The organism is Pseudomonas chlororaphis (genome assembly GCA_001023535.1).
Lineage (GTDB): Bacteria > Pseudomonadota > Gammaproteobacteria > Pseudomonadales > Pseudomonadaceae > Aquipseudomonas > Aquipseudomonas chlororaphis_E.
This window is the reverse complement of record CP011020.1, coordinates 4,793,766-4,818,199: the sequence shown is the minus strand read 5'-3', so window position 1 is coordinate 4,818,199 and position 24,434 is coordinate 4,793,766. Positions and strand designations below refer to the sequence as shown.

Here is a 24,434-nt window from a genome sequence, read left to right as displayed (position 1 = left end):
TCGCGGGCAAGCCCGCTCCCACAGGGATTTGTGCTGTACGCAAATCCCTGTGGCCGCTGAAGATCAGAGTGGGAGCGGGCTTGCTCGCGAAGGCGTTATCACATTCAACATCGATGCAAGCTGCCCCACCGCTTTCGCGAGCAAGCCCACGCCCACAGGGGTTGCGGTGAATCTACTCCCGTGACTCGACGCCCAGCTCGTCCCACACCGACTCGGCCAGGTGGAAGGTGGCGTTGGCCGCCGGGATGCCGCAGTAGATGGCACTCTGCATGATCACTTCCTTGATCTCGCTGCGGCTCACGCCGTTGTTGGCCGCGGCGCGCAGGTGCAACTTGAGCTCTTCGTTGCGGTTCATGCCGATCAGCATGGCAATGGTAATCAGGCTGCGGGTGTGGCGCGGCAGGCCCGGGCGGGTCCAGATGTCGCCCCAGGCGTGGCGGGTAATCATCTCCTGGAATTCGCTGTTGAATTCACTCAGGGCATTGAGGCTGCGGTCGACGTGGGCATCGCCCAGCACCGCGCGGCGTACCTGCATGCCTTCGTCGTAACGTTGTTTCTCGTCCACAGAAAACTCCTCAGGCCCCGAGCAGGAAATCCAGCACCCGAGCGCTGAATGCGGCACCGGCCTGGACATTGGAAAGGTGTGCGGCACGGAACTCGGCGTATTGCGCGCCACTGACCCGCTCCTGGATAAAGTGCCCACCCGACGGCGGCGTGACTGCATCCTCGGTGCCGGCGATCACCAGCAGCGGCACGCGGATCGACGACAACTGCTCGCGAAAATCCGCATCACGCACCGCCGCACAGTTGGCGGCGTAGCCCTGGGGCGAGGTGGCGGCGAGCATGTCGGTGATTTTTCTGGCTTTCTCTGGATAAGCCTCGGCGAAGTCCGGGGTGAACCAGCGGGCGATCGAGGCGTCACGCAACGCCACCATTGCCGCCTTGCCGTCACGCAGCACGGTTTCGATTCGCGGATTCCACACCGACGGATCGCCGATCTTGGCGGCGGTGTTGCACACCACCAGCTTGCGCAGGCGCTCACCCGCGTTGATCCCCAGCCACTGGCCGATCAGCCCGCCCATGGACAATCCGCAGAAATGCACCTGGTCGAGGTCCAGCGCATCGAGCATCGCCAGCACGTCGCGGCCTAACTGCTCGATGCTGTAGGGGCCTTCGGTGACCAACGACTGACCGTGACCCCGGGTGTCGAAACGCAGCACGCGAAAATGTTCGCCGAACGCCGCCACTTGGTCGTCCCACATGTGCAAATCAGTGCCCAGGGAGTTGGAGAGCACCAGCACCGGGGCGTCTTGCCGCCCGTCGAAACGGTAATTCAGTTCGCCGTCGGCGAGTTTGACGAATCCCACAACAGTCTCCTTTCAGGCCTTCAAGGCATGGTGTTCGGCCACCGCTCGGGCAACCCAGGTGCGGGCCTGGCCGAGGTAGTGGGCGGGGTTGAGCAAATGATCGAGTTCGGCGGCGGACAACTGCGCGGCGACCTGGGGTTCGTCCCCCAGCACCTCGCGCAAATGCCGCTGTTGGGCGACAGCGCGCTTGCAGCATTGCTCCAGCAGATGATGGGCAGTGTCGCGCCCGACCCGCTGGGCCAGGACGATGCTCACTGCTTCGGCCAGCACCAGGCCCTGGGTCAGTTCGAGGTTGCGGGCCATGCGCGCCGCGTCCACTTCCAGCCCCTCGGCCAGCAACCGAGCCTGTTGCAGGGCGCCGGACACCAGGCAGCAGATCTCCGGCAAGGTTTCCCATTCGGCGTGCCACAGACCGAGGCTGCGCTCATGTTCCTGGGGCATGGCGCTGAACAGCGTCGAGACCAGGCCAGGCACCCGCGTCGCCGCACTGATCAATACGGCCGCGCCCACCGGGTTGCGTTTGTGGGGCATGGTCGATGAACCGCCCTTGCCGGGTGCAGATGGCTCGAAGGCCTCGCCAGCCTCGGTTTGCATCAGCAGGCTGATGTCGCGGCCCAGCTTGCCAAGGCTGCCGGCGATCAGCCCGAGCACCGCGGCGAACTCCACCAGGCGATCGCGCTGGGTGTGCCACGGTTGCTCCGGCAGGCTCAGTTGCAGCTCGGCGGCCAGGGCCTGGGCGACGGGCAACGCTTGCTCGCCGAGCGCAGCAAGAGTCCCCGAGGCGCCGCCGAATTGCAGCACCAGCAAGCGCGGCTTCAGCTCTTTCAACCGTTGGCGGCTGCGGGTGATCGCCCCCAGCCAACCGGCGAATTTCATGCCCAGGGTCACCGGCGTTGCATGCTGCAGCCAAGTACGGCCGGCCAGCGGCGTGGCGGCGTAGTGCTCGGCTTGACGGGCCAGGGTGTCGGCCAACTGCGCCAGTTCGTCTTCGATCAACGCCAGCGCCTGGCGCAGCTGCAGCACCAGCCCGCTGTCCATCACGTCCTGGCTGGTGGCGCCCAGGTGCACATAGCGCTCAGCCTCGGCGTCGGTGGCGGCGATGCGCTTGCCCAACGCCTTGACCAACGGGATGGCCGAGTTGCCAGCACTGGCAATGGCCTCACCCAGCGCCGAAAAGTCATAGCACTGGGCGCGACAGGCCTGCTCGATCGGCGCCACCGCACTGGCGGGAATCACCCCCACCCGCGCCTCGGCCCGGGCCAGTGCCGCCTCGACGTCGAGCATGGCCTGGACCCGGCCCGCATCGCAGAACACCTCGCGCATGTCGCGGGCGGTGAAATAGGCATCGAACAGCTGATTGCCCGGTCGTTCGCTCATAGACAGTCCTTGGGTGCGCCGACCTTGAGGCCGGCGCGGTTGGATCAATAGGGATGAGTCAAAGGTCGTGATGCAAATACGTCGGTTGCTTGGGCAGGCGCAGGCTGAACAGGAACGCCACCACCATCATGACCGTGACATACCAGTAAAAGGCGTTTTCCATGCCCTGGGCCTTCAGGCTCAAGGCCACGTACTCGGCCGAACCGCCAAAAATCGCATTCGCCACCGCATAGGCCAACCCTACTCCCAGCGCGCGCACCTCGGGTGGAAACATTTCGGCTTTCACCAGGCCGCTGATGGAGGTGTAGAAGCTGACGATCGCCAGGGCCAGGGTAATCAGGATAAACGCCAGGAACGGACTGCTGATGCTCTTGAGGGTCAACAGGATCGGCACTGTGCACAACGCCCCCAGGGCGCCGAACCAGAGCATGGAATTACGTCGGCCGATCTTGTCCGCCAGGATGCCGAACAGCGGCTGCATGCACATGTACAGGAACAGCGCACCGGTCATGATGTAGCTGGCGGTCTTGGCCGGCAGGCCGGCGGTGTTCACTAGGTACTTCTGCATGTAGGTGGTGAAGGTGTAGAAAATCAACGAGCCGCCGGCGGTGTAGCCCAGCACGGTGATGAACGCGGCCTTGTGGCTGCGAAACAGCGCGGCGATGCTGCCGGCGTCCTTGTTCTCGCGCATTTCCTTGCTGCTGGTTTCCTTGAGGGAACGCCGCAGAAACAGCGAGATCAGCGCGGCCACGGCGCCGACCACGAACGGGATCCGCCAGCCATAGGCACGCAATTCTTCTTCACTGAGGAACTGCTGCAGGATCACCACCAGCGACACCGCCAGCAGTTGCCCGCCGATCAGCGTCACGTACTGGAACGAAGCGAAGAAGCCACGCTGGCCCTTGAGAGCGACTTCACTCATGTAGGTGGCCGTGGTGCCATACTCGCCCCCCACCGACAGGCCTTGCAGCAAACGCGCGAACAACAGCAGCACCGGCGCCCAGACGCCGATGTCCTTGTAGGTGGGCAAGCAGGCGATGAGCAACGAGCCGAAGCACATCATCAGCACCGAGATCATCATCGAGTTCTTACGCCCATGACGGTCCGCCACTCGGCCGAATATCCAGCCGCCAATGGGTCGCATCAGGAACCCGGCGGCGAAGACCCCGGCCGTGTTGACCAGTTGCACCGTGGGGTTGTCCGAGGGAAAGAACGCCGACGCGAAATAGATCGCGCAGAACGCGTAGACGTAGAAGTCGAACCATTCGACCAGGTTGCCGGACGAAGCGCCGACAATAGCGAAAATGCGCTTGCTGCGTTCTTCGCCGGTGTAGTGGCTGGTTGGGGTGGTCATGGGTTATTCACTCGTTAGGGACTGACAAAGTCTAGACACACTTCGTAACAGTCCCGTTCCACAGTAGCTTCACATCCCCGTGGCGAGGGAGCTTGCTCCCGCTCGGCTGCGAAGCAGCCGCAAATCGACGTCAGCCATACCGAGTCGCCAGCTTTTGGGCTTGCTGCGCAAGCCAGCGGGAGCAAGCTCCCTCGCCACAGTGAGTTAGATAGCCTGAGGTATCTGGCCACAGGAGCTCTTCAATAATCGAAAAACACCGTCTCGGCATCCGTCCCCTGCAACACCACATTCCATTGGTACACCCCCGACGCATCGGGCTTGGTCACGAGGGTGGCGCGACGCTCTTCGGGTACGCAAGCCAGCAGCGGATCGGTTTCGTTGGCCTGCTCGCCGTCGAAGTAGATGCGCGTCAGCAGGTGCTTGACCAGGCCGCGGGCAAACACCAGCACCACCAGGTGCGGCGCCTGGGTCGTGCCCCCCAGCCCCGGTACGGTGCCCGGCTTGATGGTGGTGAAGCGAAAGCGCCCCTCAGCGTCCACCGGCACCCGGCCGAAGCCTTCGAAGCTGGGGTCCAGAGGCTTGTCCTGATCGTCTTCCGGGTGGGCATATTTGCCGGCGGCGTTGGCTTGCCAGACTTCCAGCATGGCGTCGTTGACGAACTCGCCATTGCCGTCGATCACCTGCCCGGTGATCGCCACGCGCTGGCCGAGGGTTTCGGCGACGGTCAAGTCTTCGCGGTTCAGCCAGGTCAGGCCGATGTGGTAGTAAGGGCCGACGGTATGGGATGTGGTGGCAGTGAGCGTCATCTTATTTCTCCATCGGCGTGGCATCGCGGCCGCGCAAGACGATGTCCCAGCGATAACCGAGGGCGTAGTGAGGGATGGTTTTTTCCAGGTCGAAGCTGGCGATCAAACGTTCCTTGGCACGGGTGTCCGGCACGCAGTTGTAGATCGGATCGTAGGCCAGCAGCGGGTCGCCGGGGAAATACATCTGCGTCACCAGGCGCGTGAGGATGCTGGGCCCGAACAGCGAGAAATGGATATGGGCCGGGCGCCAGGCGTTGTGGTGGTTGCCCCAGGGGTACGCGCCGGGCTTGATGGTCTGGAACTGGTACCAGCCGTCGGCGTCGGTGATGGCGCGACCGGTGCCGGTGAAGTTCGGGTCCAGCGGCGCATCGTGCTTGTCGCGGTCATGGTGGTAGCGACCGGCGGCGTTGGCCTGCCAGATCTCCACCAGGATGCCCGGCACCGGCTGGCCGTTCTCATCCAGCACCCGCCCGTGAATGATAATCCGCTCCCCCAATGGCTCGCCGGCATGCTGGGCGGTGAGGTCGTTGTCCTTCTCCTGCACGCGGTCGGCGCCGACGGTCGGGCCGGTGATTTCCGACAGCGAATGAGGCAGGAACACCAGCGGCTTGGACGGCGAGCGCAAGTTGGTGGACTGGTACGGCGGGTGCAGGTATTGCGGCTGGGTGCCCGCTTGAGGGCGACGATAACCAGGCTTGTCAGTCATGAAGCATTCCTCGGTTTCTTATTAGTAGTGCGACGCGTCAGACGCGTTCGATAGCCAATGCCAGGCCCTGGCCGACGCCGACACACATGGTCGCCAAGCCTTTCTTGCCGCCGGTCTTTTCCAAGTGGTGCAACGCCGTCAGCACCAGCCGCGCCCCGCTCATGCCCAACGGATGACCGAGCGCGATGGCGCCGCCGTTCGGGTTGACCTGAGGCGCATCGTCCGCCAGCCCCAACTCGCGCAGCACCGCCAGGCCCTGGCTGGCGAAGGCCTCATTGAGTTCGATCACATCGAAGTCGGCGACCGCCAGGCCCAGGCGCTCGGTGAGCTTGCGCACCGCCGGCACCGGACCGATGCCCATGACCCGCGGCGCCACGCCGGCGCTGGCCATGCCCAGGACCTTGGCGCGCGGGGTCAGGCCATGTTTTTTCACCGCGTCGGCGGACGCCAGGATCAGCGCCGCCGCACCGTCGTTCACCCCAGAGGCATTGCCGGCGGTGACGGTCTTGTCCGGGCCGTTGACCGGCTTGAGTCTGGCCAAGGCGTCAAGCGTGGTGTCGGCGCGCGGGTGTTCATCCTGCTCGACCACGGTTTCGCCCTTCTTGTGGGCGATCCGTACCGGCACGATCTCTTCGGCAAAAAAGCCCGCCGCTTGGGCCGCCGCCGTGCGCTGTTGACTGCGCAGGGCGAAGGCATCCTGGTCTTCGCGGGATACCGCGTAGTCATCGGCCACGTTGTCTGCGGTCTGCGGCATCGCGTCCACGCCGTACTGGGCTTTCATCAACGGGTTGATGAAGCGCCAACCGATGGTGGTGTCTTCCAGCTTCATGTTGCGGGAGAACGCCGCGTCGGCCTTGCCCATTACGAACGGTGCGCGGGACATCGACTCCACTCCGCCAGCGATGGCCAGTTCCATTTCGCCGCTGGCAATGGCGCGGAACGCTGTGCCGATGGCGTCCATGCCCGAGGCGCAAAGGCGGTTGAGGGTTACGCCGGGAATGCTCTCCGGCAGGCCTGCCAGCAACAGCGCCATGCGCGCGACGTTGCGGTTGTCCTCGCCGGCCTGGTTGGCGCAGCCGAGGAAGACCTCGTCCACCGCCTCCCAGTCCACCGACGGGTTGCGCGCCATCAGTGCCTTGATCGGCACGGCCGCCAGGTCATCGGCGCGCACAGCGGCCAGGCCACCGCCGAAGCGGCCGATGGGGGTACGAATCGCATCACAGAGATAGACGTCGCGCATCAGGCTTCTCCCGGTGCCTGGCCGTGGGCCGCCGCCGTGCGAGCTTCCAGATCGCGCAGGGCGCGCAGCTCCACGTCGGTCGGCTCGGCGGTGGTGTGCACCTGGTCGGCGAAGCGGATTGCCCACCCGGTCGCGGCAATGACCTGCTCACGGGTGACGCCAGGGTGCAAGGCCGTGACCACGAACTCATGGCTGCCGGCTTCCGGTTCCATGATGCACAGGTCGGTGATGATGCCCACGGGGCCCGCACCCGGCAGGCCCAAGCGCTTGCGTGAATCACCGCCCTCACCGTGGCCGACCGAGGTGACGAAGTCCAGCTTGTCGACGAACGAACGCGCCGACTGCTTGAGGATAATCAACACGCTCTTGGCCGAGCCGGCAATTTCCGGTGCGCCACCGGCCCCCGGCAGACGGACTTTGGGCTGGTGGTAATCCCCCACCACCGTGGTGTTGATGTTACCGAAACGGTCGACCTGGGCCGCCCCCAGGAAGCCGACGTCGATACGCCCGCCCTGCAACCAGTAGCGAAAGATCTCACCGGTCGGCACCACAGTGTCGGCGGTTTCCGCCAGCTCGCCGTCGCCAATGGACAGCGGCAGCACGCCAGGCTTGGCACCGATCGGGCCAGACTCGTAGATCAACACCACGTCCGGTGCCGACGTCAGCCGCGCCAGATTGGCCGCTTTCGACGGCAGGCCGATGCCGACAAAGCACACGGCGTTGTTCTTCAAGCGACGGGCCGCGGCCACGGTCATCATCTCGTTGGTGGAGTACGTCATTGTTTCGCCTCCGAAGCGGCAGCCAGTCGGGCCTGGAATTCGGTGAAATCCTGGGTGCCACGGATGAATTCGTCGATCCAGGCGGTAAACGTCTCACGGTCGCGGGCGATGGGGTCCCACGCCTGATAGAAACGGTTGTCACGTTCGGTGTAGCCATGGGCGTAGGAAGGATGCGCGCCGCCCGGTACGAGGCATACCGCACTGAGGGCCCAGGTGGGCAGCACGCAGGCGTTCATCGGCGCGTTCAGGTCGTCGACGATTTCTTCCACGGTGACGATGCAACGCTTGGCAGCCAGGGCCGCTTCCTTCTGCACGCCGAGGATGCCCCACAACAACACGTTGCCCTTGCGGTCGGCTTTCTGGGCGTGGATCACGGTGATGTCCGGGCGCACCGACGGCACGGCGGCCAGCACCTCCCCGGTAAACGGACACGTGACGCTCTTGATCAGCGGGTTGACCTTGGGCAGGTCGGAACCCGCGTAGGCCCGCAGGACCGCGAACGGTAGGCCGGAGGCACCGGCGACGTAGGCATTGGCCAGGTCGGCGTGGCTGTGTTCCTCGATCTCCAACGGTTGCGGCCACTGCTTCTCCACCGCATCGCGCAGCCGGTGCAGCGAGCCCACGCCCGGGTTGCCGCCCCAGGAGAAAATCAACTTGCGCGCACAACCGGCACCGATCAACTGGTCGTAGATCAGGTCAGGGGTCATCCGCACCAGGGTCAGGTCTTTCTTGCCCTGACGAATGATTTCGTGACCCGCTGCGGTCGGGATCAGGTGAGTGAAGCCTTCGAGCGCGACGGTATCGCCGTCGTTGACGAACTGCTTCACCGCATCGTGCAGCGAAAGGATTTCAGCCATGGTGCAGGCTCCCGTATTCCAGTAGAGCGACATGAAGAAAAAGGCGCGAGGTTCAGCGCCGGAGTGACCCAAGAGTAAGCCGCGGCAAAACGCCAAACAATCCGATAATCGACTGAGTGTTCGTTTATCGAACAGATTGTTGTTTGGCTAACGATTGGTTCCTGTGCCACGCATTCTGTGGGAGCGAGCTTGCTCGCGATGACGTTCCGTCAGCCCCAGACTCGGAGACTGACGCACCGCAATCGCGAGCAAGCTCGCTCCCACAGGGGATGGGATTTATCCCAAGGGAATTTGTGTCAGCCGCTCAAGTGGCATCCGCATGGCTGACCAACCCCTTGATCACCACCGCCGTGGTCGCCAGTGCGGCGGGAATGACCAGGGCGGTCAGCACCTGTTCGAAGTTCCAGCCCAGGCCCAGCAAGGTCGCCCCCATCCAGGCTCCGAGGATCGCGCCGAAGCGACCGATGCCGAGCATCCACGACACCCCGGTGGCGCGGCCCTGGGTCGGGTAGAAACGCGCCGCCAGGGACGGCATCGCCGATTGCGCGCCGTTGACGCACATGCCGGCCACCAGCACCAGCGTCGCGAGCAATGTGATATGGCCCAGGCTCTGCCCTACCGCGTAGGCAAACACCCCGGCCATCAGGTAGAACAGGCCGATGACCTTGTGCGGGTTGAACCGGTCCATCGCCCAGCCCACGCCCACCGCGCTCAACACCCCGCCAAACTGGAACAACGCGCCGATGAACGCGGCCTGCTCCATGCTCGCGCCGCTGTCGCGCATCAGTGTCGGCAGCCAACTGGTCAGCAGGTAGACGATCACCAGCCCCATGAAATAGGTCAGCCACAGCAGCAGCGTGCCGGCGCTGTAGGTCCCGGAAAAAATCACCGCCAGCACGTTGCGCGCCTTCACGGTTTTCTGTTCCGGCACACTGAAGCTCGCGGCCTGGGCAACCGTGTGCGGGTCGATGGGTGCCAGGGTCTTGCGCACTTTATCGGTGCCGCGGTTGCGCACCACCAGGTAACGCGCCGACTCCGGCAGCCAGAACACCAGCACGACCGTCAGCAGCAACGGCAGGATCCCGCCGATCAGCAACAGGCTGTGCCAGCCGAACGCCGGGATCAGCTTGGCGGAAATGAACCCGCCGCCGGCCATGCCCAGGTTGAAGCCGCAGAACATGCTGGTCACCAACAGCGATTTCTTGCGTTCGGGGGTGTATTCGGACAGCAAGGTGGTGGCGTTGGGCATCCCGGCCCCCAAGCCCAGGCCGGTGAGGAAGCGCAGCACCAGCAGTTGGTCGACGTTGGTGCTGTAGGCCGAAGCCAGGCTGAACGCGCCAAACAGCAGGACCGCGCCCACCAGGACCACTTTGCGCCCGAAGCGGTCAGCCAAGGGCCCGGAACCGAGTGCGCCGAAAACCATGCCGATCAGCGCGGCACTCATCACCGGGCCCAGGCTGGCGCGGTCGATTCCCCAATCCTGGGACAGGGCCGGGGCAATGAAGCCCATGGCTGCCGTGTCGAGGCCGTCGAGGAAAACAATCAGGAAACAGAGGATCACTACCCGCCACTGGTAGCGCGAGATGGGCTGGGCATTGATGAAGGACTGCACGTCGAGGCAGTGGCCTACGGAGGTCTGGGGTTGGTTCATCGTGTCTCTCATTATTATTGTGTCGAGTCGCCCACCCATGGCCGGGCCAGGAGGCTCCAGCACGCCGGATGACGCTGGCGCGACATTAATGAGGCCGGACAAACACCGTCAATTCACCGCAAGCGACTGTGTGCGTTTATCGAACACTTAGGTGAACAACTGCGCGCTCAGGTCGCGACTGGCCCCCAACAGGCCGGGCAGGAACCGCTGCTCCAGCTCGTTACGGCTGACGCGCCCGGCATGGGTGCTGACGTTCAACGCCGCCACCACCTGGCCGGAAGCGTCGTACACCGGCACGGCAATCGAGCGCAGGCCCTGCTCCAATTCCTGGTCGACGATGCACCAGCCCTGTTGCCGCACCTGTTGCAGGCATTCGAGCAAGGCCTGGGGGGTGTGCAGGGTGCGGCTGGTCTTGGCTTGCAGGTCGGCATGATCGAGGTAATCGCGCAGCGACGCATCGTCCAGCGCCGCCAGCAGAATCCGGCCCATGGACGTGCAATAGGCCGGCAGCCGCCCGCCGACCGACAGGTCCACCGAGATCAATCGCTGAGTGGTGGCCGACCGGGCGATGTAGAGGATGTCGTCGCCCTCGAGGGTGGCCATGTTGCAGGCTTCATGCAGTTGCTCGCTCATGCGGTCCAGGTACGGCTGCGCGGAAACCGCCAGGGGCGTCGAGGATAAGTAGGCGTGCCCGAGGGTGAGCACTTTGGGCAGCAGTGAATAGGTGCGCCCGTCCGTGGTGGCGTAGCCAAGCTTGATCAAGGTATGCAGGCAGCGGCGGACGGCCGCCCGGGGAATTTCCGTACGGTGGCTGATCTGAGCGATGGTCAGATGCCGCTTGCGCTCCTGGAAGGCCTGCACCACGGCCAGCCCACGGGCCAGGGAAGTCATGAAGTCCGGGTCACCAGTCAGGGCCTGGATCCGCTTGGCCGCCGAGGCCACGATCGGTGGCGCGACTGAAGTGAAGGCGTTGCGCAATTGGTCGTTCATGTCTGATCCTTCCCGGGTGGAGGGCTATTACAAGCAGCGGCTCAACGGGCCGGCAAGCGCCGGCCGCCAACAACGTGCGATTATCGAACCGACGATCGATAATCGCAATGCGCGGTCGTCGATCGGTACTTTCATTTCGGATCCAATACACAAACTTGGCAAACAACGCGGGCCGTTCTCCAGGCAGGGGGTTTATTGAACTTGTCGAACCCCACGGCGTCAGGATATCGACGACTTTGGAAAACCCGCGGTGTTTAAGTTGCCTCTACAAATATTGATTCACACTAGGCTGTGTACGAAATAGTTTGAAACGCAGGTTAGGCAAGGCAAAAACCGGCGAGGAACGACCGGGGTCGCGCTCGCCTTGACTGGTTGTCAATGAGCATTCCGAGCCGGTTTTTAACGCCGCATAACCAAGTTTCAAGCTATTTCGTACATAGCCTAGAACAGACCTCTTTAACTTTTGCCGGTAGTGTTATTCGACGGGACCGCTATAATGCGCTTCAGCGACGGTACGGCTTTCAACCGCTATCGTCCGCCGGCACTGTAGCCAAGCTGCGGTGCCCGAGGCGCCTGATGGCCGCTTCCCCGTAACGGCAACAACACGAACCCCTGATGCTACGTCAGCTGTCAGCTCTGGTGCCGTGGCCGTCTGCATGACGACATGCAGTGCGTATCACCAGAATAAATTTCAATTAATTAGGTACAACTGTGACGAAAGACGAACTGCGCGCGGAACTTGAGCGCCAGGAACAACGTTACAAGGAAGTTTACGGCGGAGAAATCACCACCTACGCCGCGCAACCTGAACCGGAACGCAAACCCTGGCGTAAACGCGCCACCGTTCAAGACCAGGCTTTTACCCAGGAACTTCAAAAGATGGAAAAGGAACTCAAGGCCGAAGAGCATTTGATGCCCGACGTCTGAGGGGTTTGTCGAAGGATGGCGGCCCACACCCAGGCTGCAGGCTGATACCGCACGCCCGCCACGAGCAGGCTGCCAGCGCCTCGCGACCGCCGGTCGTGAGCGGTTGAGGCCGACCTTCTTTCAGAAATTTCATACAGCCGCTGGGGGTGAGTTTCACCACTCCGGTCACCCCTGCTGCTGCGCTTTGCGCCCCGAAATCAAAGGGTTGAGCGCCCCATCGGGCCCTTCGTCCCGGAGGGTTTCCTACAAATTATTTCGTTGAAGAATGTTACCGATGAGCAGGCAGTGCATCGATTACCGAGGTTTTCTGGCATAATCGCGCCCCCTTACGACCGGGTCAGAAAACCTTCATGATCGATTTATTCAGCGGACTGGATGCTTGGGTGCTTGTGAGCCTCTTGCTCGCCCTGGCTTTTGTCCTCGCCTTCGAGTTCATCAACGGCTTTCATGACACCGCTAACGCGGTTGCCACTGTTATCTACACCAAAGCGATGCCGCCGCACCTGGCGGTGTTCTTTTCCGGGGTGTTCAATTTTCTCGGTGTGTTGCTGGGCGGCGTGGGGGTGGCGTACGCCATCGTCCACTTGCTGCCCGTGGAACTGCTGATCAACGTGAACACCGGCCACGGGTTGGCCATGGTGTTCTCGCTGCTCGCGGCGGCCATCACCTGGAACCTGGGCACCTGGTACTTCGGTATCCCGGCTTCCAGCTCCCACACCCTGATCGGCTCGATCCTCGGCGTGGGCCTGGCCAACGCGCTGATCAACGATATCCCGCTGGCCGACGGCGTGAACTGGCAGAAGGCGATCGATATCGCCGCGTCCCTGGTGTTCTCACCCATGGCCGGCTTCCTGATAGCCGCCCTGGTGCTGATCGGCCTGAAATGGTGGCGCCCGCTGTCGAAGATGCACAAGACGCCGGAACAGCGCCGCAAGATCGACGACAAGAAGCACCCGCCGTTCTGGAACCGCCTGGTGCTGGTGATCTCGGCCATGGCCGTCAGCTTCGTTCACGGCTCCAACGATGGCCAGAAAGGCATCGGCCTGATCATGCTGGTGCTGATCGGCATCGTGCCCGCGCAATTCGTCCTCGACCTGGGCAGCACCACCTACCAGATCGAACGGACCCGCGACGCGACCTTGCACCTGAGCCAGTTCTACACGCGCAACAGTGAGTCGCTGGGCGAATTCCTGGCCCTGGGCAAGAGCGTGGAAGGCGACCTGCCGGAGAAATTCCGCTGCAACCCGCAGCAGACCGAACCGACCATCAACGCGCTGCTCGACACCCTCAAAGGCGTGTCGGACTACCATTCGCTGCCGTCGGAAAGCCGCATTGAAGTACGTCGCTACCTGCTCTGCCTGGACGACACGGCGAAGAAGGTGGGCAAGTTGCCTAACCTGGCGGCACGTGAGAAAGACGACCTGAACAAGCTGCGCAAGGACCTTACGACCACCACCGAATATGCCCCGTTCTGGGTGATCCTGGCGGTAGCCCTGGCGTTGGGCCTGGGTACCATGGTCGGCTGGAAGCGCGTGGTACTGACCATCGGCGAGAAGATCGGCAAGCAAGGCATGACCTACGCCCAGGGCATGTCGGCACAGATCACCGCCGCGTGCATGATCGGTATGGCGAACATCTTCAGCCTGCCGGTTTCCACCACCCACGTGCTGTCCTCGGGCGTGGCCGGCACCATGGTCGCCAACAAGAGCGGCCTGCAAGGTGGCACGGTGCGCAACATCCTCCTGGCCTGGGTGCTGACCCTGCCTGCGACGGTGGCACTGTCGGCCGGGTTGTTCTGGCTGGCGTCGAAAGCCTTGGGCAGCTGATTCCAGGGGCTTGAAAAAAAGGTGCGACCCTCGCGGGTCGCACCTTTTTTTTGCCCAAAACATTATCCCCTGTGAAAGCGGGTGCATGGGGCGGGAATTTTGCGCAAAAAAAAGGGCGACCGAAGTCGCCCAAAATGCCTTGCGTGCTCGTTGTAACCGGAAAGACCTATGGTTTTTTGCGCTTGTGGGCGTCTTTCCAGATGAATAATCCAAACCCTGCGAAGAACACGAACATGAGGCCGACCGTCAACACACCGGCAAACACCACATTATCGAAAAACATGACTGGCCTCCTGGTCTCGTCCCTGTTGCGATGGGTTCAAGTTAACCAATCAGGCCTGGATGGAAATTGACCGGGGTCAATAACGCCCGCAACGGGGCGAAAAGGTGGGGAAATAACTGATCTGCATCAATGGATCGAAGGGGTTCAGCGCTTTTTCGGTTTGTTTTTCGGCTTTTTCTTCGGCTTGGCCAAAGGCATCGCTTGCTCGAAAGCCTGGCGGACTTCGTTGAGGCGCTTGTCGTTGAGGTCATGAACGCGCTTGGCGCGCTCAGCGCTGAGGTCGATCAGTTTGGCGTCTTGGCTCATGGCGTGTCGGCATCGTGCAGTGAAAGTCGGATGCGCCCATGATGCGGGCTGTTGGCGGCGTTGACCAGCCTGCGTACGTCGGCCAATGGCTGGGTCAGATCTGGATATCGACCCACAGGCCCTGGCGCGATTCCTCTTCCATCAGCGGCACCACGGGCACGGTGTTATCGGCGTTGAGCTCGGTGCCCGGTACGGCCAGGTGTTCCTCGGGGTCTTCGTCGGCTTCGCGGCGACGGCGGTCGCGTTCCTGCTGGCGACGTTGCTCCTCGCGCAGCAGCAGCGCCCCCTCTTCCGGATCGCGCTTTTGCAGGTCGATGGTGCTCTCGCTGGAGCTCTGCTGCACCGGGACCACGGGCGGTATGTCCGGTCGTGGACGAACCGGATCCTGCTGCGCGGTGACGGGCACGGTGCTCAAAGGGAGCGTAGGTAGCAACATAAAGGTCTCCTGTCTTCAGGTTGTCGGCGGCGGACGTCGCAGCTTGAACCGCCGGTCCGAAACTTGTGACCCAGTTGGCATTGCAACAAAAAGCCGGGGCCGAGCCTGTTTGATCGTTGAGCGCGCTTAAGTTCCCTACCCGTCGGGTGACCAATCGCCTTGCTGTCGAGGGGCCGTGTACGTAAATCCTTTGGTCTGAAGGATCATTCCGTTAAGATAACCGGCTTTTTCAAGGCGGGAGTCAGGCAGCATGGCGCAGCAGTATCAACCGGGGCAACGCTGGATCAGTGACAGCGAAGCCGAGCTGGGTTTAGGCACCGTTCTGGCACAGGATGGCCGCTTGTTGACCGTGCTCTATCCGGCCACTGGCGACACTCGCCAGTACGCGCTACGGAATGCGCCCCTCACTCGCGTACGGTTTTCGCCGGGCGACGTGATCACTCACTTCGAAGGTTGGAAGATGACCGTGCGTGAAGTCGACGATGTCGATGGATTGCTGGTCTACCACGGCCTCAACGGGCAGAACGAAGTCGTGACCCTGCCGGAAACCCAACTGTCGAACTTCATCCAGTTCCGCCTCGCCAGCGACCGCCTGTTCGCCGGCCAGATCGACCCGCTGGCCTGGTTCTCCCTGCGCTACCACACCCTGGAACACACCAGCCGCCAGTTGCAGTCTTCGCTCTGGGGCCTTGGCGGCGTGCGCGCCCAGCCGATCGCCCACCAACTGCACATCGCTCGCGAAGTGGCCGACCGCATTGCACCGCGCGTCTTGCTGGCGGACGAAGTGGGGTTGGGCAAGACCATCGAGGCCGGCCTGGTCATCCACCGTCAACTGCTGTCCGGCCGCGCCAGCCGTGTCCTGATCCTGGTGCCAGAAAACCTCCAGCACCAGTGGCTGGTGGAAATGCGCCGGCGCTTCAACCTGCAGGTCGCGTTGTTCGACGAAGAACGCTTTATCGAAAGCGATGCCAGCAACCCGTTCGAAGACACCCAGCTGGCCCTGGTGGCGCTGGAATGGCTGGTGGACGACGAGAAGGCCCAGGACGCGCTGTTCGCCGCTGGCTGGGACCTGATGGTGGTCGACGAAGCGCATCACCTGGTGTGGCACGAGGATCAGGTCAGCCCGCAGTACGCGTTGGTCGAGCAACTGGCCGAAACCATCCCCGGCGTGCTGCTGCTCACCGCGACCCCGGAACAACTGGGCCAGGACAGCCACTTCGCCCGTCTGCGCCTGCTGGACCCGAACCGCTTCCATGACCTCAAGGCCTTCCGCGCCGAGAGCGAAAACTATCGTCCGGTGGCCGAAGCCGTGCAGGAGTTGCTGGACAAGGGCCGTCTCTCGCCGCAAGCCCACCAGACCATCCTTGGTTTCCTGGGCAACGAAGGCGAAGCCTTGCTGACCGCCGTCAACGATGGCGATGTCCAAGCCAGTGCCCGCCTGGTGCGCGAACTGCTGGACCGCCACGGCACCGGCCGCGTGCTGTTTCGCAACACCCGCGCCGCGGTGCAGGGTTTCCCGGAGCGCAAGCTGCACGCCTACCCGCTGCCGTGCCCGGAGGAATACCTCGAGTTGCCGCTGGGCGATCACGCCGACCTGTACCCGGAAGTCAGCTTCCAGGCGCAGCCGGACGCCAGTGACGAAGAACGCTGGTGGAAATTCGACCCGCGCGTGGAGTGGCTGATCGACCAGCTGAAAATGCTCAAGCGCACCAAGGTGCTGGTGATCTGCGCCCACGCCGAAACCGCCATGGACCTGGAAGACGCCCTGCGCGTGCGTTCCGGGATCCCGGCCACGGTGTTCCACGAAGGCATGAACATCCTTGAGCGCGACCGCGCCGCCGCTTACTTCGCCGACGAAGAGTTTGGCGCGCAGGTACTGATCTGCTCGGAAATCGGCAGCGAAGGGCGCAACTTCCAGTTCGCTCACCACCTGGTGCTGTTCGACCTGCCTTCCCACCCTGACCTGCTGGAACAGCGGATCGGCCGTCTCGACCGGATCGGCCAGAAGCACACCATCGAGCTGCACGTGCCCTACCTGGAAACCAGTCCGCAGGAGCGCTTGTTCCAGTGGTACCACGAGGCGCTGAACGCGTTCCTCAACACCTGCCCGACCGGCAACGCCCTGCAGCACCAGTTCGGCCCGCGCCTGCTGCCGCTGCTGGAAGAGGCCGACGATGGCCAGTGGCAAGCGCTGATCGACGAGGCCCGCGCCGAACGCGAGCGCCTGGAAACCGAGCTGCACACCGGTCGTGACCGCTTGCTGGAACTCAACTCCGGTGGTGCCGGTGAAGGCGACGCGCTGGTGGAAGCCATTCTCGAACAGGACGACCAGTTCGCCCTGCCGATCTACATGGAAACCCTGTTCGACGCCTTTGGCATCGACAGCGAGGACCATTCGGAAAACGCGCTGATCCTCAAGCCGAGTGAAAAGATGCTCGACGCCAGCTTCCCGCTCGGCGACGACGAAGGCGTGACCATCACCTACGACCGCAACCAGGCGCTGTCGCGCGAAGACATGCAGTTCATCACCTGGGAGCACCCGATGGTGCAAGGCGGCATGGACCTGGTGCTGTCGGGCTCCATGGGCAACACCGCCGTGGCGCTGATCAAGAACAAGGCGCTCAAGCCTGGCACGGTGCTGCTGGAGCTGCTCTACGTCAGCGAAGTGGTCGCCCCGCGTTCGCTGCAACTGGGCCGCTACCTGCCCCCGGCCGCCCTGCGCTGCCTGCTGGATACCAACGGCAACGACCTGGCTGCCCGGGTTTCGTTCGACACGCTGAACGACCAGCTCGAAAGCGTGCCTCGTGCCAGCGCCAACAAGTTCATCCAGGCCCAGCGCGACCAGCTCTCACCGCGGATCAACGCCGGGGAAGAGAAAGTCGCCCCGCGTCACGCCGAGCGCGTGGCCGAGGCCCAACGCCGCCTGGCGGCCGATACCGACGAAGAATTGGCACGCCTGACCGCCCTGCAAGCGGTCAACCCGACCGTACGCGACAGCGAACTGGTTGCGCTGCGCCAACAGCGCGAACAGGGTCTGGCGATGCTGGAGAAGGCGGCGTTGCGCCTGGAAGCGATCCGAGTGCTGGTGGCAGGCTGATTGCCACTGGCTGAAGGTTGCCTGGATTCACCCGTGGCGAGGGAGCTTGCTCTCGCCACGATATCCAGCGCCTCGCCTCACGGGCTGTAGTACCCCACCGCCACCAGGAAATGCCCAACCTTCCTCAGGTACGCGTGCTTGTCCTCGACCTTGCCCGTGACCGGGTTCTTCCAGCGATAGGCGTACTCCCCGGTCGGCTGCTTGCCGATCATGGCCAGGATCGGTTCGCCCACCGGCTTGCCTGCTGGATCCCTGACCTTGGCGAAATCGGTGTTGACCAACCGCAGATTGGTGCCGTGGGCGACATAGCGCTGGGTTACCAAATCCACCACGAAGACATACAGGTCATCCTGCAAGTACCCACCCTTGAGTGCGTTGATCGCCGTCAGCGTGGCTTTCTCGTTCTTCTGCAGGTCGGTGGAGGCCTTGTCCAGTAACGCCCTGGCCTGTTCGGCCGAGGCCCGTGGCAAGTAATAGCCGACCGCAAGGATTCGCTCGCCAACCCGCTGGAAGTACACGTGCTTGCGCTCGACCTTGCCGTCCGCCCAGTTCTGCCAGCGATACTCGGCCTGCTGGATACCACTGGCCTCGGGGGTCTTCAGGGCATCCTTGAACGCTTTGCGCAGGTCAGGCCCGAGCATTTCGGAAACGTCCCGCCCGATCAGCGCCGAAGAAGGCCCGCCACTGGCGAGCATCACGCCCCGAGTGTCCACCACAAAGACGTAGCGGTCCTGATCGACGAACTCTCCCTGGCGGCTGAACGCCGCAAAAGCCTTGTCGCCGTTATCGTGGTAATAGGCCAAGGCCTTTTCCAGCAACGCCCGGGCCGCCTGGCCGTCATCTTGCGTCGCGGCATGCACTTGCGTCAGCCCCAGTAACAACACTGCGCCCAGCCAGGCCATCTTGCGGAAACACCCCATACGCGCGCCCTCGTTCTTGTGGGTATTTCAAGAGAGTAGCTGGCATGAGCTGATGTGGAAGCATTCAGCAAAACACGGTGCAAACACGACACCGTGCGGGAGCGAGCTTGCTCGCGAAAGCGTCGGGCCAGCCAACTTCTTCGTGACTGATCCAGCGCTTTCGCGGGCAAGCCCGCTCCCACAAGGGATGGAAGGTGGACCTGATTCCCGCCAGCACCACAAGACCACTGTGGGAGCGAGCTTGCTCGCGAAAGCTTCAGGCCAGCCAACTTCTTCGTGACTGATCCAGCGCTTTCGCGGTGTAGAAACGGACACATCCTTTACAATTGAAACCGGGGACATCCTTTACGTTTCTGTTGGCTTGAAAGGCGGCTTTCGCCGCTTTTCAGCCTACCTAAAAGGTAGCTGCAGAGGTAAACATCCCACACATCATCGTCCACTTCTTTGAGTCCTAGCGCCTCACCGGCCAGAGATTCGCTGACGAAAATCATCTTGCCTTTCCATTTCATCGACCCGTTCTGCCTAACCATGCGGATCGTCATGTCCGCCGCGTACTCGGCCTCAGGCACGCGCCCATCGTACTGCCGCTTTGATGGCTCATAGAGGTCCGCAGGAACTTTCATCTCTAGGGCCTTGTGAGGGCGCACGTAATTGAATTCCTGTCGAAACTGTTCGAATGCCAGCTGTTGCTCCACCAGGTTACGTTCAGGTGCATGAAGCAAAGCAGCCTTGAGTGTTCGATGCATGCGTTCGTGACGGCCATTCTGGTCAGGCCGCCCCGGCTGGATTCGCTCCGGATAGATCCCCAAACGTATCCACCACGCGGCCAGACTGGATATGCGTGAGATGCCGGTAGAGGCAAAAGGAGAGCCGTTATCTGTGCGGATTACGTCAGGTAAACCGTACTCCCGAAACGCCCAGTCAAATCCTTCGCGGGCACCGGCAACGCTGCCTTGTGCTCTGCACAGCAATAGAAATCGGCTGACGTGATCGGTAATGGTCAGAGGGTAACAACGTTGGCCGTTCTGAAGCGCGAAGTCACCTTTGAAGTCTGCGGCCCATGTCTGATTAGGCCCAGTGGCGTCACGCAGCGGATTTTTTCCTGCTGGCGGTCGATTGAGGAAACGGCGCTTTTGCACCAGACCTGCTCGCTTAAGCCACTCGCCTGCCGTGCTGACTGTGGGCCAAGACAGGTCTGGATGGTCGATCTTAAGGTTATGCACCAACTTCTCAGGCCCCCAGCTGTGATGCTCGCGCTTGTACGCGATCAGCAGCTCAAGTACCTCGTCGCTGATTTTGAAAGGGCTCGTATGCGGGCGCCGTGACAGCTCCTTTAGCCCATCAATGCCGTGCGCCTCGTAGCGTGCAAGCCATTTGTCCAAAGTGGGTCGGCTGAGCCCGTAGTGACGGGCCAGCTCGCTCTTGGAGTAGCTGCCTTGCAGCCAGTCGCCTATGAGTTTGATTCGTTGATCCATCGGGGACTCTCGATTCCAGGGCATGGTCAGGCACCTCCTGACCGTATTTATGCACCTGTAAACGATGTCTCCGGTTTAAAACGTAAAGGATGTCCCCGGTTTCTACCCGAGCAAGCCCGCTCCCACAGGGGTAATGCGTTGGCATATCCATTTGCGACACGCTCCAGCACGGCTGCTCGCCCTTGCTTGCCGCCTGCCGCTCGAAGCTCGTGGCTGCATTTATCCAATCCCGCCATCCGTGTAGGGCAATCCCTACCCCCGCACTTCCATCCGTCTGAGGTGATTCTCTCCTGTGCCCCGATTTGCGCGGGGGCGAGGCTCCACTAGGCTTGATTCACAAGCAGTCATCAATACAAAAGGTGCGGGTATGAGCCAGGTCGATTCAAGCGCGGGGGCCAGCGATGTGCTGGTCAGCTTTCGTGGTGTGCAAAAGAGCTACGATGGCGAGAACCTGATCGTCAAGGACCTCAACCTGGACATTCGCAAAGGCGAATTCCTCACCCTGCTCGGGCCGTCCGGCTCTGGCAAGACCACCAGCCTGATGATGCTCGCCGGATTTGAAACCCCGACGGCCGGTGAAATCCAACTGGCCGGGCGCGCCATCAACCATGTGCCGCCGCACAAGCGCGACATCGGCATGGTGTTCCAGAACTACGCGCTGTTCCCCCACATGACCGTCGCCGAGAACCTCGCGTTCCCGCTGACCGTGCGTGGCCTGAACAAGAGTGATGTGAGCGACCGGGTCAAGCGCGTGCTGAGCATGGTCCAGCTGGACAGCTTCGCCCAACGCTACCCGGCGCAGCTGTCCGGCGGTCAGCAGCAGCGTGTGGCGTTGGCCCGGGCCCTGGTGTTCGAGCCGCAACTGGTGCTGATGGACGAACCCCTCGGGGCGCTGGACAAGCAACTGCGCGAACACATGCAGATGGAAATCAAGCACCTGCACCAGCGCCTTGGCGTGACCGTGGTCTACGTGACCCACGACCAGGGCGAAGCCTTGACCATGTCCGACCGCGTGGCGGTGTTCCACCAGGGCGAGATCCAGCAGATCGCGCCACCGCGCACGCTTTATGAAGAGCCGAAAAACACCTTCGTTGCCAACTTCATCGGCGAGAACAATCGCCTCAGCGGCCGCCTGCACAGCCAGACCGGCGATCGCTGCCTGGTGGAGTTGGGGCGTGGCGAGAAGGTCGAGGCGCTGGCGGTCAACGTCGGCCAGCCCGGCGAGCCGGTGACCCTGTCGATCCGCCCGGAGCGGGTGAGCCTCAACGGCGCAAGCGAACAATGTGTCAACCGCTTCTCAGGGAGGGTGGCGGAATTCATCTATCTGGGCGACCACGTCCGGGTTCGCCTGGAAGTCTGCGGCAAGAACGACTTCTTCGTGAAACAGCCGATTGCCGAGCTCGATCCCGGGCTCGCCGTCGGGGACGTGGTTCCGCTTGGCTGGCAAGTCGAGCATGTGCGTGCGCTCGATCCCCTTCTAGAGGCGAATTGATCGCCCCCTGCTGTACCAACACCAACCCTGCACGTGGAGAGAACAATAAATGTTGAGATCCCTGAAGTTCACAGCCCTGACCCTGGGCATGATGGGTGCGGCAAGCGCGATGGCGGCGGGCCCGGACCTGACCGTGGTGTCTTTTGGCGGGGCGAACAAGGCGGCGCAGGTCAAGGCCTTCTACGCACCTTGGGAAGCGGCCGGCAACGGCAAGATCGTGGCGGGCGAGTACAACGGCGAAATGGCCAAGGTCAAGGCCATGGTCGACACCAAGAGCGTTTCCTGGGACCTGGTGGAAGTCGAGTCCCCGGAATTGTCCCGCGGTTGCGACGAGGACATGTTCGAGCAACTGGACCCGGCCCTGTTCGGCAAGACCGAAGACTACGTCAAGGGCGCCATCCAGCCGTGCGGCGTCGGCTTCTTCGTGTGGTCGACCGTCCTGGCCTACAACGCCGACAAACTGAAGACCGCGCCGACCAGTTGGGCCGACTTCTGGGACACCAAGCAATTCCCGGGCAAGCGTGGCCTGCGCAAGGGCGCCAAGTACACCCTGGAATTCGCCTTGATGGCCGATGGCGTCGCGCCCAAGGACGTGTACAAGGTGCTGGCCGGCAAGGATGGCCAGGACCGTGCGTTCAAGAAGCTCGACGAACTCAAGCCGAACATCCAGTGGTGGGAAGCGGGCGCCCAGCCGCCGCAGTACCTGGCCTCCGGTGACGTGGTCATGAGCTCGGCCTACAACGGCCGGATCGCCGCGGTACAGAAGGAAAGCAACCTGAAAGTGGTGTGGAACGGCGGCATCTACGACTTCGACGCCTGGGCCATCCCGCGCGGCCTGGACAAAACCCGCGCCGAAGCGGCGAAGAAGTTCATCGCCTTCTCGGTGGCACCGCAACAGCAGAAGACCTACTCGGAAAACATCGCCTACGGCCCTGCCAACACCCAGGCCGTACCGTTGCTGGCCAAGGATGTCCTGAAGGACATGCCGACCACCCCGGAAAACATCGCCAACCAGGTGCAGATCGACGTCAGCTTCTGGGCTGACAACGGCGAGCAACTGGAGCAGCGCTTCAACTCCTGGGCGGCGAAGTAACCCGACAGTCTGAAGCTGGATGAAATCCATGTGGGAGCGAGCTTGCTCGCGATAGCGGTTTGTCAGACACATCAATGTTGAATGTGCCGTAGCCATCGCGAGCAAGCTCGCTCTCACAGGTTCTTGCTCCAATCGGGTGTTTCAAAAGAACAGGGGCGCTCCCCCGCCCCTGTAACGATAAAAAGATTTGCGGAGTTCGCCATGGCCATCGCCGTTCCACTGAACGCGGGCACCAGTCCCAACCTGAAGCAGCGGCTCAAGCGCGCCGAGCGGGTCAACCGCTGGAAGGCCCAGGCCTTGATCGCGCCGCTGGTGCTGTTTCTGCTACTGGTGTTCCTCGTACCCATCGTGGCGCTGTTGTTCAAAAGCGTCAGCAACCCCGAAGTGGTCGGCGCCATGCCGCGCACCGTGGCTGTGATCTCAACGTGGGACGGACGGGGGTTGCCGGGCGAACCGGTCTACAAGGCCGCCAGTGAAGACCTGGCCGAGGCCCGCAAGAACCAGACCCTGGGCGATCTGTCCAAGCGTCTGAACATGGAGTCGGCCGGCTACCGCAGCCTGTTGACCAAGACGGCTCGCGCGTTGCCGTTTGCCACCGAGCCGGCCTCTTATAAAGAAGCCCTGGAAAACCTCGACGAGCGTTGGGGCGACCCGGCCTACTGGCAGGTGATCCGCCGCAATACCAGTAACGTCACCCCTTATTACCTGCTGGCGGCTGTCGATCACCGTATCGACGACCTCGGCGAATTGGCCCCGGCCACCCCCGACCAGGCGATCTACCTGGACATCTTCGCCCGTACCTTCTGGATGGGCCTGATCATCACCGCGATCTGCCTGGTGCTGGCCTACCCGTTGGCCTACCTGCTGGCGAACCTGCCGTCGCGCCAGAGCAACCTGTTGATGATCCTGGTGCTGCTGCCGTTCTGGACATCGATCCTGGTGCGGGTGGCAGCGTGGATTGTGCTGTTGCAATCGGGTGGCTTGATCAACAGCGCCCTGATGGCCATGGGCGTGATCGATAAGCCGCTGGAGCTGGTGTTCAACCGCACGGGTGTCTACATCTCGATGGTCCACATCCTGCTGCCGTTCATGATCCTGCCGATCTACAGCGTGATGAAAGGCATCTCGCCCACCTACATGCGTGCGGCCATTTCCCTGGGCTGCCATCCATTCGCCAGTTTCTGGCGGGTGTACTTCCCGCAGACCTATGCCGGCGTCGGCGCCGGTTGCCTGTTGGTGTTCATCCTCGCCATCGGCTACTACATCACCCCGGCATTGCTGGGCAGCCCGAACGACCAGATGGTCAGCTACTTCGTCGCCTTCTACACCAACACCAGTATCAACTGGGGCATGGCCACGGCACTCGGCGGGCTGCTGTTGCTGGCGACCATCGTGCTTTATCTGATTTACAGCTGGCTGGTGGGCGCCAGTCGCCTGCGCCTGAGCTAAGGG

General features: G+C 62.6%; 21 protein-coding genes. 6 read left to right on the top strand and 15 right to left on the bottom strand.

All coding sequences use genetic code 11. From position 1 onward, the window contains the following. Positions 1 to 172 precede the first annotated feature (172 nt). The 11 genes from VM99_21095 to VM99_21045 all read right to left on the bottom strand — a co-directional run bounded on the left by VM99_21095 (position 173) and on the right by VM99_21045 (position 11,127). Positions 173 to 565, bottom strand: coding sequence for a 4-carboxymuconolactone decarboxylase (locus tag VM99_21095; GenBank protein AKK00446.1), 393 nt, complete (start codon positions 563 to 565; stop codon positions 173 to 175). Positions 566 to 575: 10 nt separating this feature from the next. Further along, entirely contained in the window at positions 576 to 1,367 is a 792-nt protein-coding gene (locus VM99_21090; GenBank protein AKK00445.1) for a 3-oxoadipate enol-lactonase, read from the bottom strand. 12 nt (positions 1,368 to 1,379) lie between these two features. Then, positions 1,380 to 2,744: a 3-carboxy-cis,cis-muconate cycloisomerase gene (locus VM99_21085; protein AKK00444.1), complete on the bottom strand. Its 1,365-nt coding sequence runs from the start codon at positions 2,742 to 2,744 to the stop codon at positions 1,380 to 1,382. Between the two features lie 58 nt (positions 2,745 to 2,802). Next, entirely contained in the window at positions 2,803 to 4,098 is a 1,296-nt protein-coding gene (locus VM99_21080) for an alpha-ketoglutarate permease (GenBank protein AKK00443.1), read from the bottom strand. A 239-nt stretch (positions 4,099 to 4,337) separates the two neighbouring features. Next, positions 4,338 to 4,904 (bottom strand): protocatechuate 3,4-dioxygenase, encoded by a 567-nt coding sequence (locus VM99_21075; protein ID AKK00442.1) that lies wholly within the window; start codon positions 4,902 to 4,904, stop codon positions 4,338 to 4,340. 1 nt (position 4,905) lies between these two features. Then, complete coding sequence (locus VM99_21070) at positions 4,906 to 5,610, bottom strand: protocatechuate 3,4-dioxygenase (GenBank protein ID AKK00441.1); 705 nt, start codon at positions 5,608 to 5,610, stop codon at positions 4,906 to 4,908. A gap of 37 nt (positions 5,611 to 5,647) precedes the next feature. Continuing rightward, positions 5,648 to 6,850, bottom strand: a complete 1,203-nt coding sequence (locus tag VM99_21065) for a beta-ketoadipyl CoA thiolase (protein AKK00440.1) — start codon at positions 6,848 to 6,850, stop codon at positions 5,648 to 5,650. Beyond that, positions 6,850 to 7,629: a 3-oxoadipate:succinyl-CoA transferase gene (locus tag VM99_21060; protein ID AKK00439.1), complete on the bottom strand. Its 780-nt coding sequence runs from the start codon at positions 7,627 to 7,629 to the stop codon at positions 6,850 to 6,852. The genes VM99_21065 and VM99_21060 overlap by 1 nt, the downstream gene beginning before the upstream one ends. Continuing rightward, a complete protein-coding gene (locus tag VM99_21055; protein AKK00438.1) occupies positions 7,626 to 8,486 on the bottom strand; it encodes a 3-oxoadipate:succinyl-CoA transferase in 861 nt (286 codons plus the stop codon). Before VM99_21055 ends, VM99_21060 begins: the two co-directional genes overlap by 4 nt. A 304-nt stretch (positions 8,487 to 8,790) precedes the next feature. Beyond that, complete coding sequence (locus VM99_21050) at positions 8,791 to 10,137, bottom strand: 4-hydroxybenzoate transporter (protein AKK00437.1); 1,347 nt, start codon at positions 10,135 to 10,137, stop codon at positions 8,791 to 8,793. A 147-nt stretch (positions 10,138 to 10,284) separates the two neighbouring features. Then, on the bottom strand, positions 10,285 to 11,127 hold the full coding sequence (locus tag VM99_21045) for an IclR family transcriptional regulator (protein ID AKK00436.1): 843 nt from the start codon (positions 11,125 to 11,127) through the stop codon (positions 10,285 to 10,287). A gap of 711 nt (positions 11,128 to 11,838) precedes the next feature. On the opposite strand from VM99_21045, the gene VM99_21040 reads away from it, so the two are divergent. Further along, complete coding sequence (locus VM99_21040; GenBank protein AKK00435.1) at positions 11,839 to 12,054, top strand: beta-ketoadipyl CoA thiolase; 216 nt, start codon at positions 11,839 to 11,841, stop codon at positions 12,052 to 12,054. A gap of 350 nt (positions 12,055 to 12,404) precedes the next feature. Then, positions 12,405 to 13,880, top strand: coding sequence for a nuclease PIN (locus tag VM99_21035; GenBank protein AKK00434.1), 1,476 nt, complete (start codon positions 12,405 to 12,407; stop codon positions 13,878 to 13,880). A gap of 166 nt (positions 13,881 to 14,046) precedes the next feature. Here the strand turns inward: VM99_21035 and VM99_21030 are convergent, their stop codons facing one another. Beyond that, entirely contained in the window at positions 14,047 to 14,163 is a 117-nt protein-coding gene (locus tag VM99_21030; GenBank protein ID AKK00433.1) for an ATP-dependent helicase, read from the bottom strand. 400 nt (positions 14,164 to 14,563) lie between these two features. Beyond that, complete coding sequence (locus VM99_21025; GenBank protein ID AKK00432.1) at positions 14,564 to 14,905, bottom strand: aspartate-semialdehyde dehydrogenase; 342 nt, start codon at positions 14,903 to 14,905, stop codon at positions 14,564 to 14,566. Between the two features lie 250 nt (positions 14,906 to 15,155). On the opposite strand from VM99_21025, the gene VM99_21020 reads away from it, so the two are divergent. Continuing rightward, the gene (locus tag VM99_21020; GenBank protein ID AKK00431.1) at positions 15,156 to 18,002 is read left to right on the top strand and encodes an RNA polymerase-associated protein RapA; all 2,847 of its coding nucleotides are present in this window, start codon (positions 15,156 to 15,158) and stop codon (positions 18,000 to 18,002) included. Between the two features lie 77 nt (positions 18,003 to 18,079). On the opposite strand, the gene VM99_21015 is transcribed toward VM99_21020, so the two are convergent. Beyond that, complete coding sequence (locus VM99_21015) at positions 18,080 to 18,922, bottom strand: calcium channel protein (protein AKK00430.1); 843 nt, start codon at positions 18,920 to 18,922, stop codon at positions 18,080 to 18,082. A 320-nt stretch (positions 18,923 to 19,242) separates the two neighbouring features. Then, entirely contained in the window at positions 19,243 to 20,421 is a 1,179-nt protein-coding gene (locus VM99_21010; protein ID AKK00429.1) for a transposase, read from the bottom strand. A 343-nt stretch (positions 20,422 to 20,764) separates the two neighbouring features. On the opposite strand from VM99_21010, the gene VM99_21005 reads away from it, so the two are divergent. The 3 genes from VM99_21005 (at position 20,765) to VM99_20995 (ending at position 24,431) form a co-directional block, all read left to right on the top strand. Continuing rightward, positions 20,765 to 21,889 (top strand): spermidine/putrescine ABC transporter ATP-binding protein, encoded by a 1,125-nt coding sequence (locus VM99_21005; GenBank protein ID AKK00428.1) that lies wholly within the window; start codon positions 20,765 to 20,767, stop codon positions 21,887 to 21,889. A gap of 49 nt (positions 21,890 to 21,938) precedes the next feature. Beyond that, complete coding sequence (locus VM99_21000) at positions 21,939 to 22,982, top strand: spermidine/putrescine ABC transporter substrate-binding protein (protein ID AKK00427.1); 1,044 nt, start codon at positions 21,939 to 21,941, stop codon at positions 22,980 to 22,982. Between the two features lie 201 nt (positions 22,983 to 23,183). After that, positions 23,184 to 24,431 carry a polyamine ABC transporter substrate-binding protein gene (locus tag VM99_20995; protein ID AKK00426.1) on the top strand — a complete coding sequence of 416 codons (1,248 nt, stop codon included), beginning with the start codon at positions 23,184 to 23,186 and terminating at the stop codon, positions 24,429 to 24,431. The last annotated feature ends 3 nt before the right edge of the window (positions 24,432 to 24,434 follow it).

What these genes read in the sequence shown, in the direction of transcription:
- VM99_21085 (AKK00444.1), bottom strand. Translation starts at nt 2,744, where the DNA reads ATGAGCGAACGACCGGGCAATCAGCTGTTCGATGCCTATTTCACCGCC.
- VM99_21080 (AKK00443.1), bottom strand. Translation starts at nt 4,098, where the DNA reads ATGACCACCCCAACCAGCCACTACACCGGCGAAGAACGCAGCAAGCGC.
- VM99_21075 (AKK00442.1), bottom strand. Translation starts at nt 4,904, where the DNA reads ATGACGCTCACTGCCACCACATCCCATACCGTCGGCCCTTACTACCAC.
- VM99_21070 (AKK00441.1), bottom strand. Translation starts at nt 5,610, where the DNA reads ATGACTGACAAGCCTGGTTATCGTCGCCCTCAAGCGGGCACCCAGCCG.
- VM99_21065 (AKK00440.1), bottom strand. Translation starts at nt 6,850, where the DNA reads ATGCGCGACGTCTATCTCTGTGATGCGATTCGTACCCCCATCGGCCGC.
- VM99_21060 (AKK00439.1), bottom strand. Translation starts at nt 7,629, where the DNA reads ATGACGTACTCCACCAACGAGATGATGACCGTGGCCGCGGCCCGTCGC.
- VM99_21055 (AKK00438.1), bottom strand. Translation starts at nt 8,486, where the DNA reads ATGGCTGAAATCCTTTCGCTGCACGATGCGGTGAAGCAGTTCGTCAAC.
- VM99_21050 (AKK00437.1), bottom strand. Translation starts at nt 10,137, where the DNA reads ATGAACCAACCCCAGACCTCCGTAGGCCACTGCCTCGACGTGCAGTCC.
- VM99_21045 (AKK00436.1), bottom strand. Translation starts at nt 11,127, where the DNA reads ATGAACGACCAATTGCGCAACGCCTTCACTTCAGTCGCGCCACCGATC.
- VM99_21035 (AKK00434.1), top strand. Translation starts at nt 12,405, where the DNA reads ATGATCGATTTATTCAGCGGACTGGATGCTTGGGTGCTTGTGAGCCTC.
- VM99_21030 (AKK00433.1), bottom strand. Translation starts at nt 14,163, where the DNA reads ATGTTTTTCGATAATGTGGTGTTTGCCGGTGTGTTGACGGTCGGCCTC.
- VM99_21025 (AKK00432.1), bottom strand. Translation starts at nt 14,905, where the DNA reads ATGTTGCTACCTACGCTCCCTTTGAGCACCGTGCCCGTCACCGCGCAG.
- VM99_21020 (AKK00431.1), top strand. Translation starts at nt 15,156, where the DNA reads ATGGCGCAGCAGTATCAACCGGGGCAACGCTGGATCAGTGACAGCGAA.
- VM99_21015 (AKK00430.1), bottom strand. Translation starts at nt 18,922, where the DNA reads ATGGGGTGTTTCCGCAAGATGGCCTGGCTGGGCGCAGTGTTGTTACTG.
- VM99_21010 (AKK00429.1), bottom strand. Translation starts at nt 20,421, where the DNA reads ATGCCCTGGAATCGAGAGTCCCCGATGGATCAACGAATCAAACTCATA.
- VM99_21005 (AKK00428.1), top strand. Translation starts at nt 20,765, where the DNA reads ATGAGCCAGGTCGATTCAAGCGCGGGGGCCAGCGATGTGCTGGTCAGC.
- VM99_21000 (AKK00427.1), top strand. Translation starts at nt 21,939, where the DNA reads ATGTTGAGATCCCTGAAGTTCACAGCCCTGACCCTGGGCATGATGGGT.
- VM99_20995 (AKK00426.1), top strand. Translation starts at nt 23,184, where the DNA reads ATGGCCATCGCCGTTCCACTGAACGCGGGCACCAGTCCCAACCTGAAG.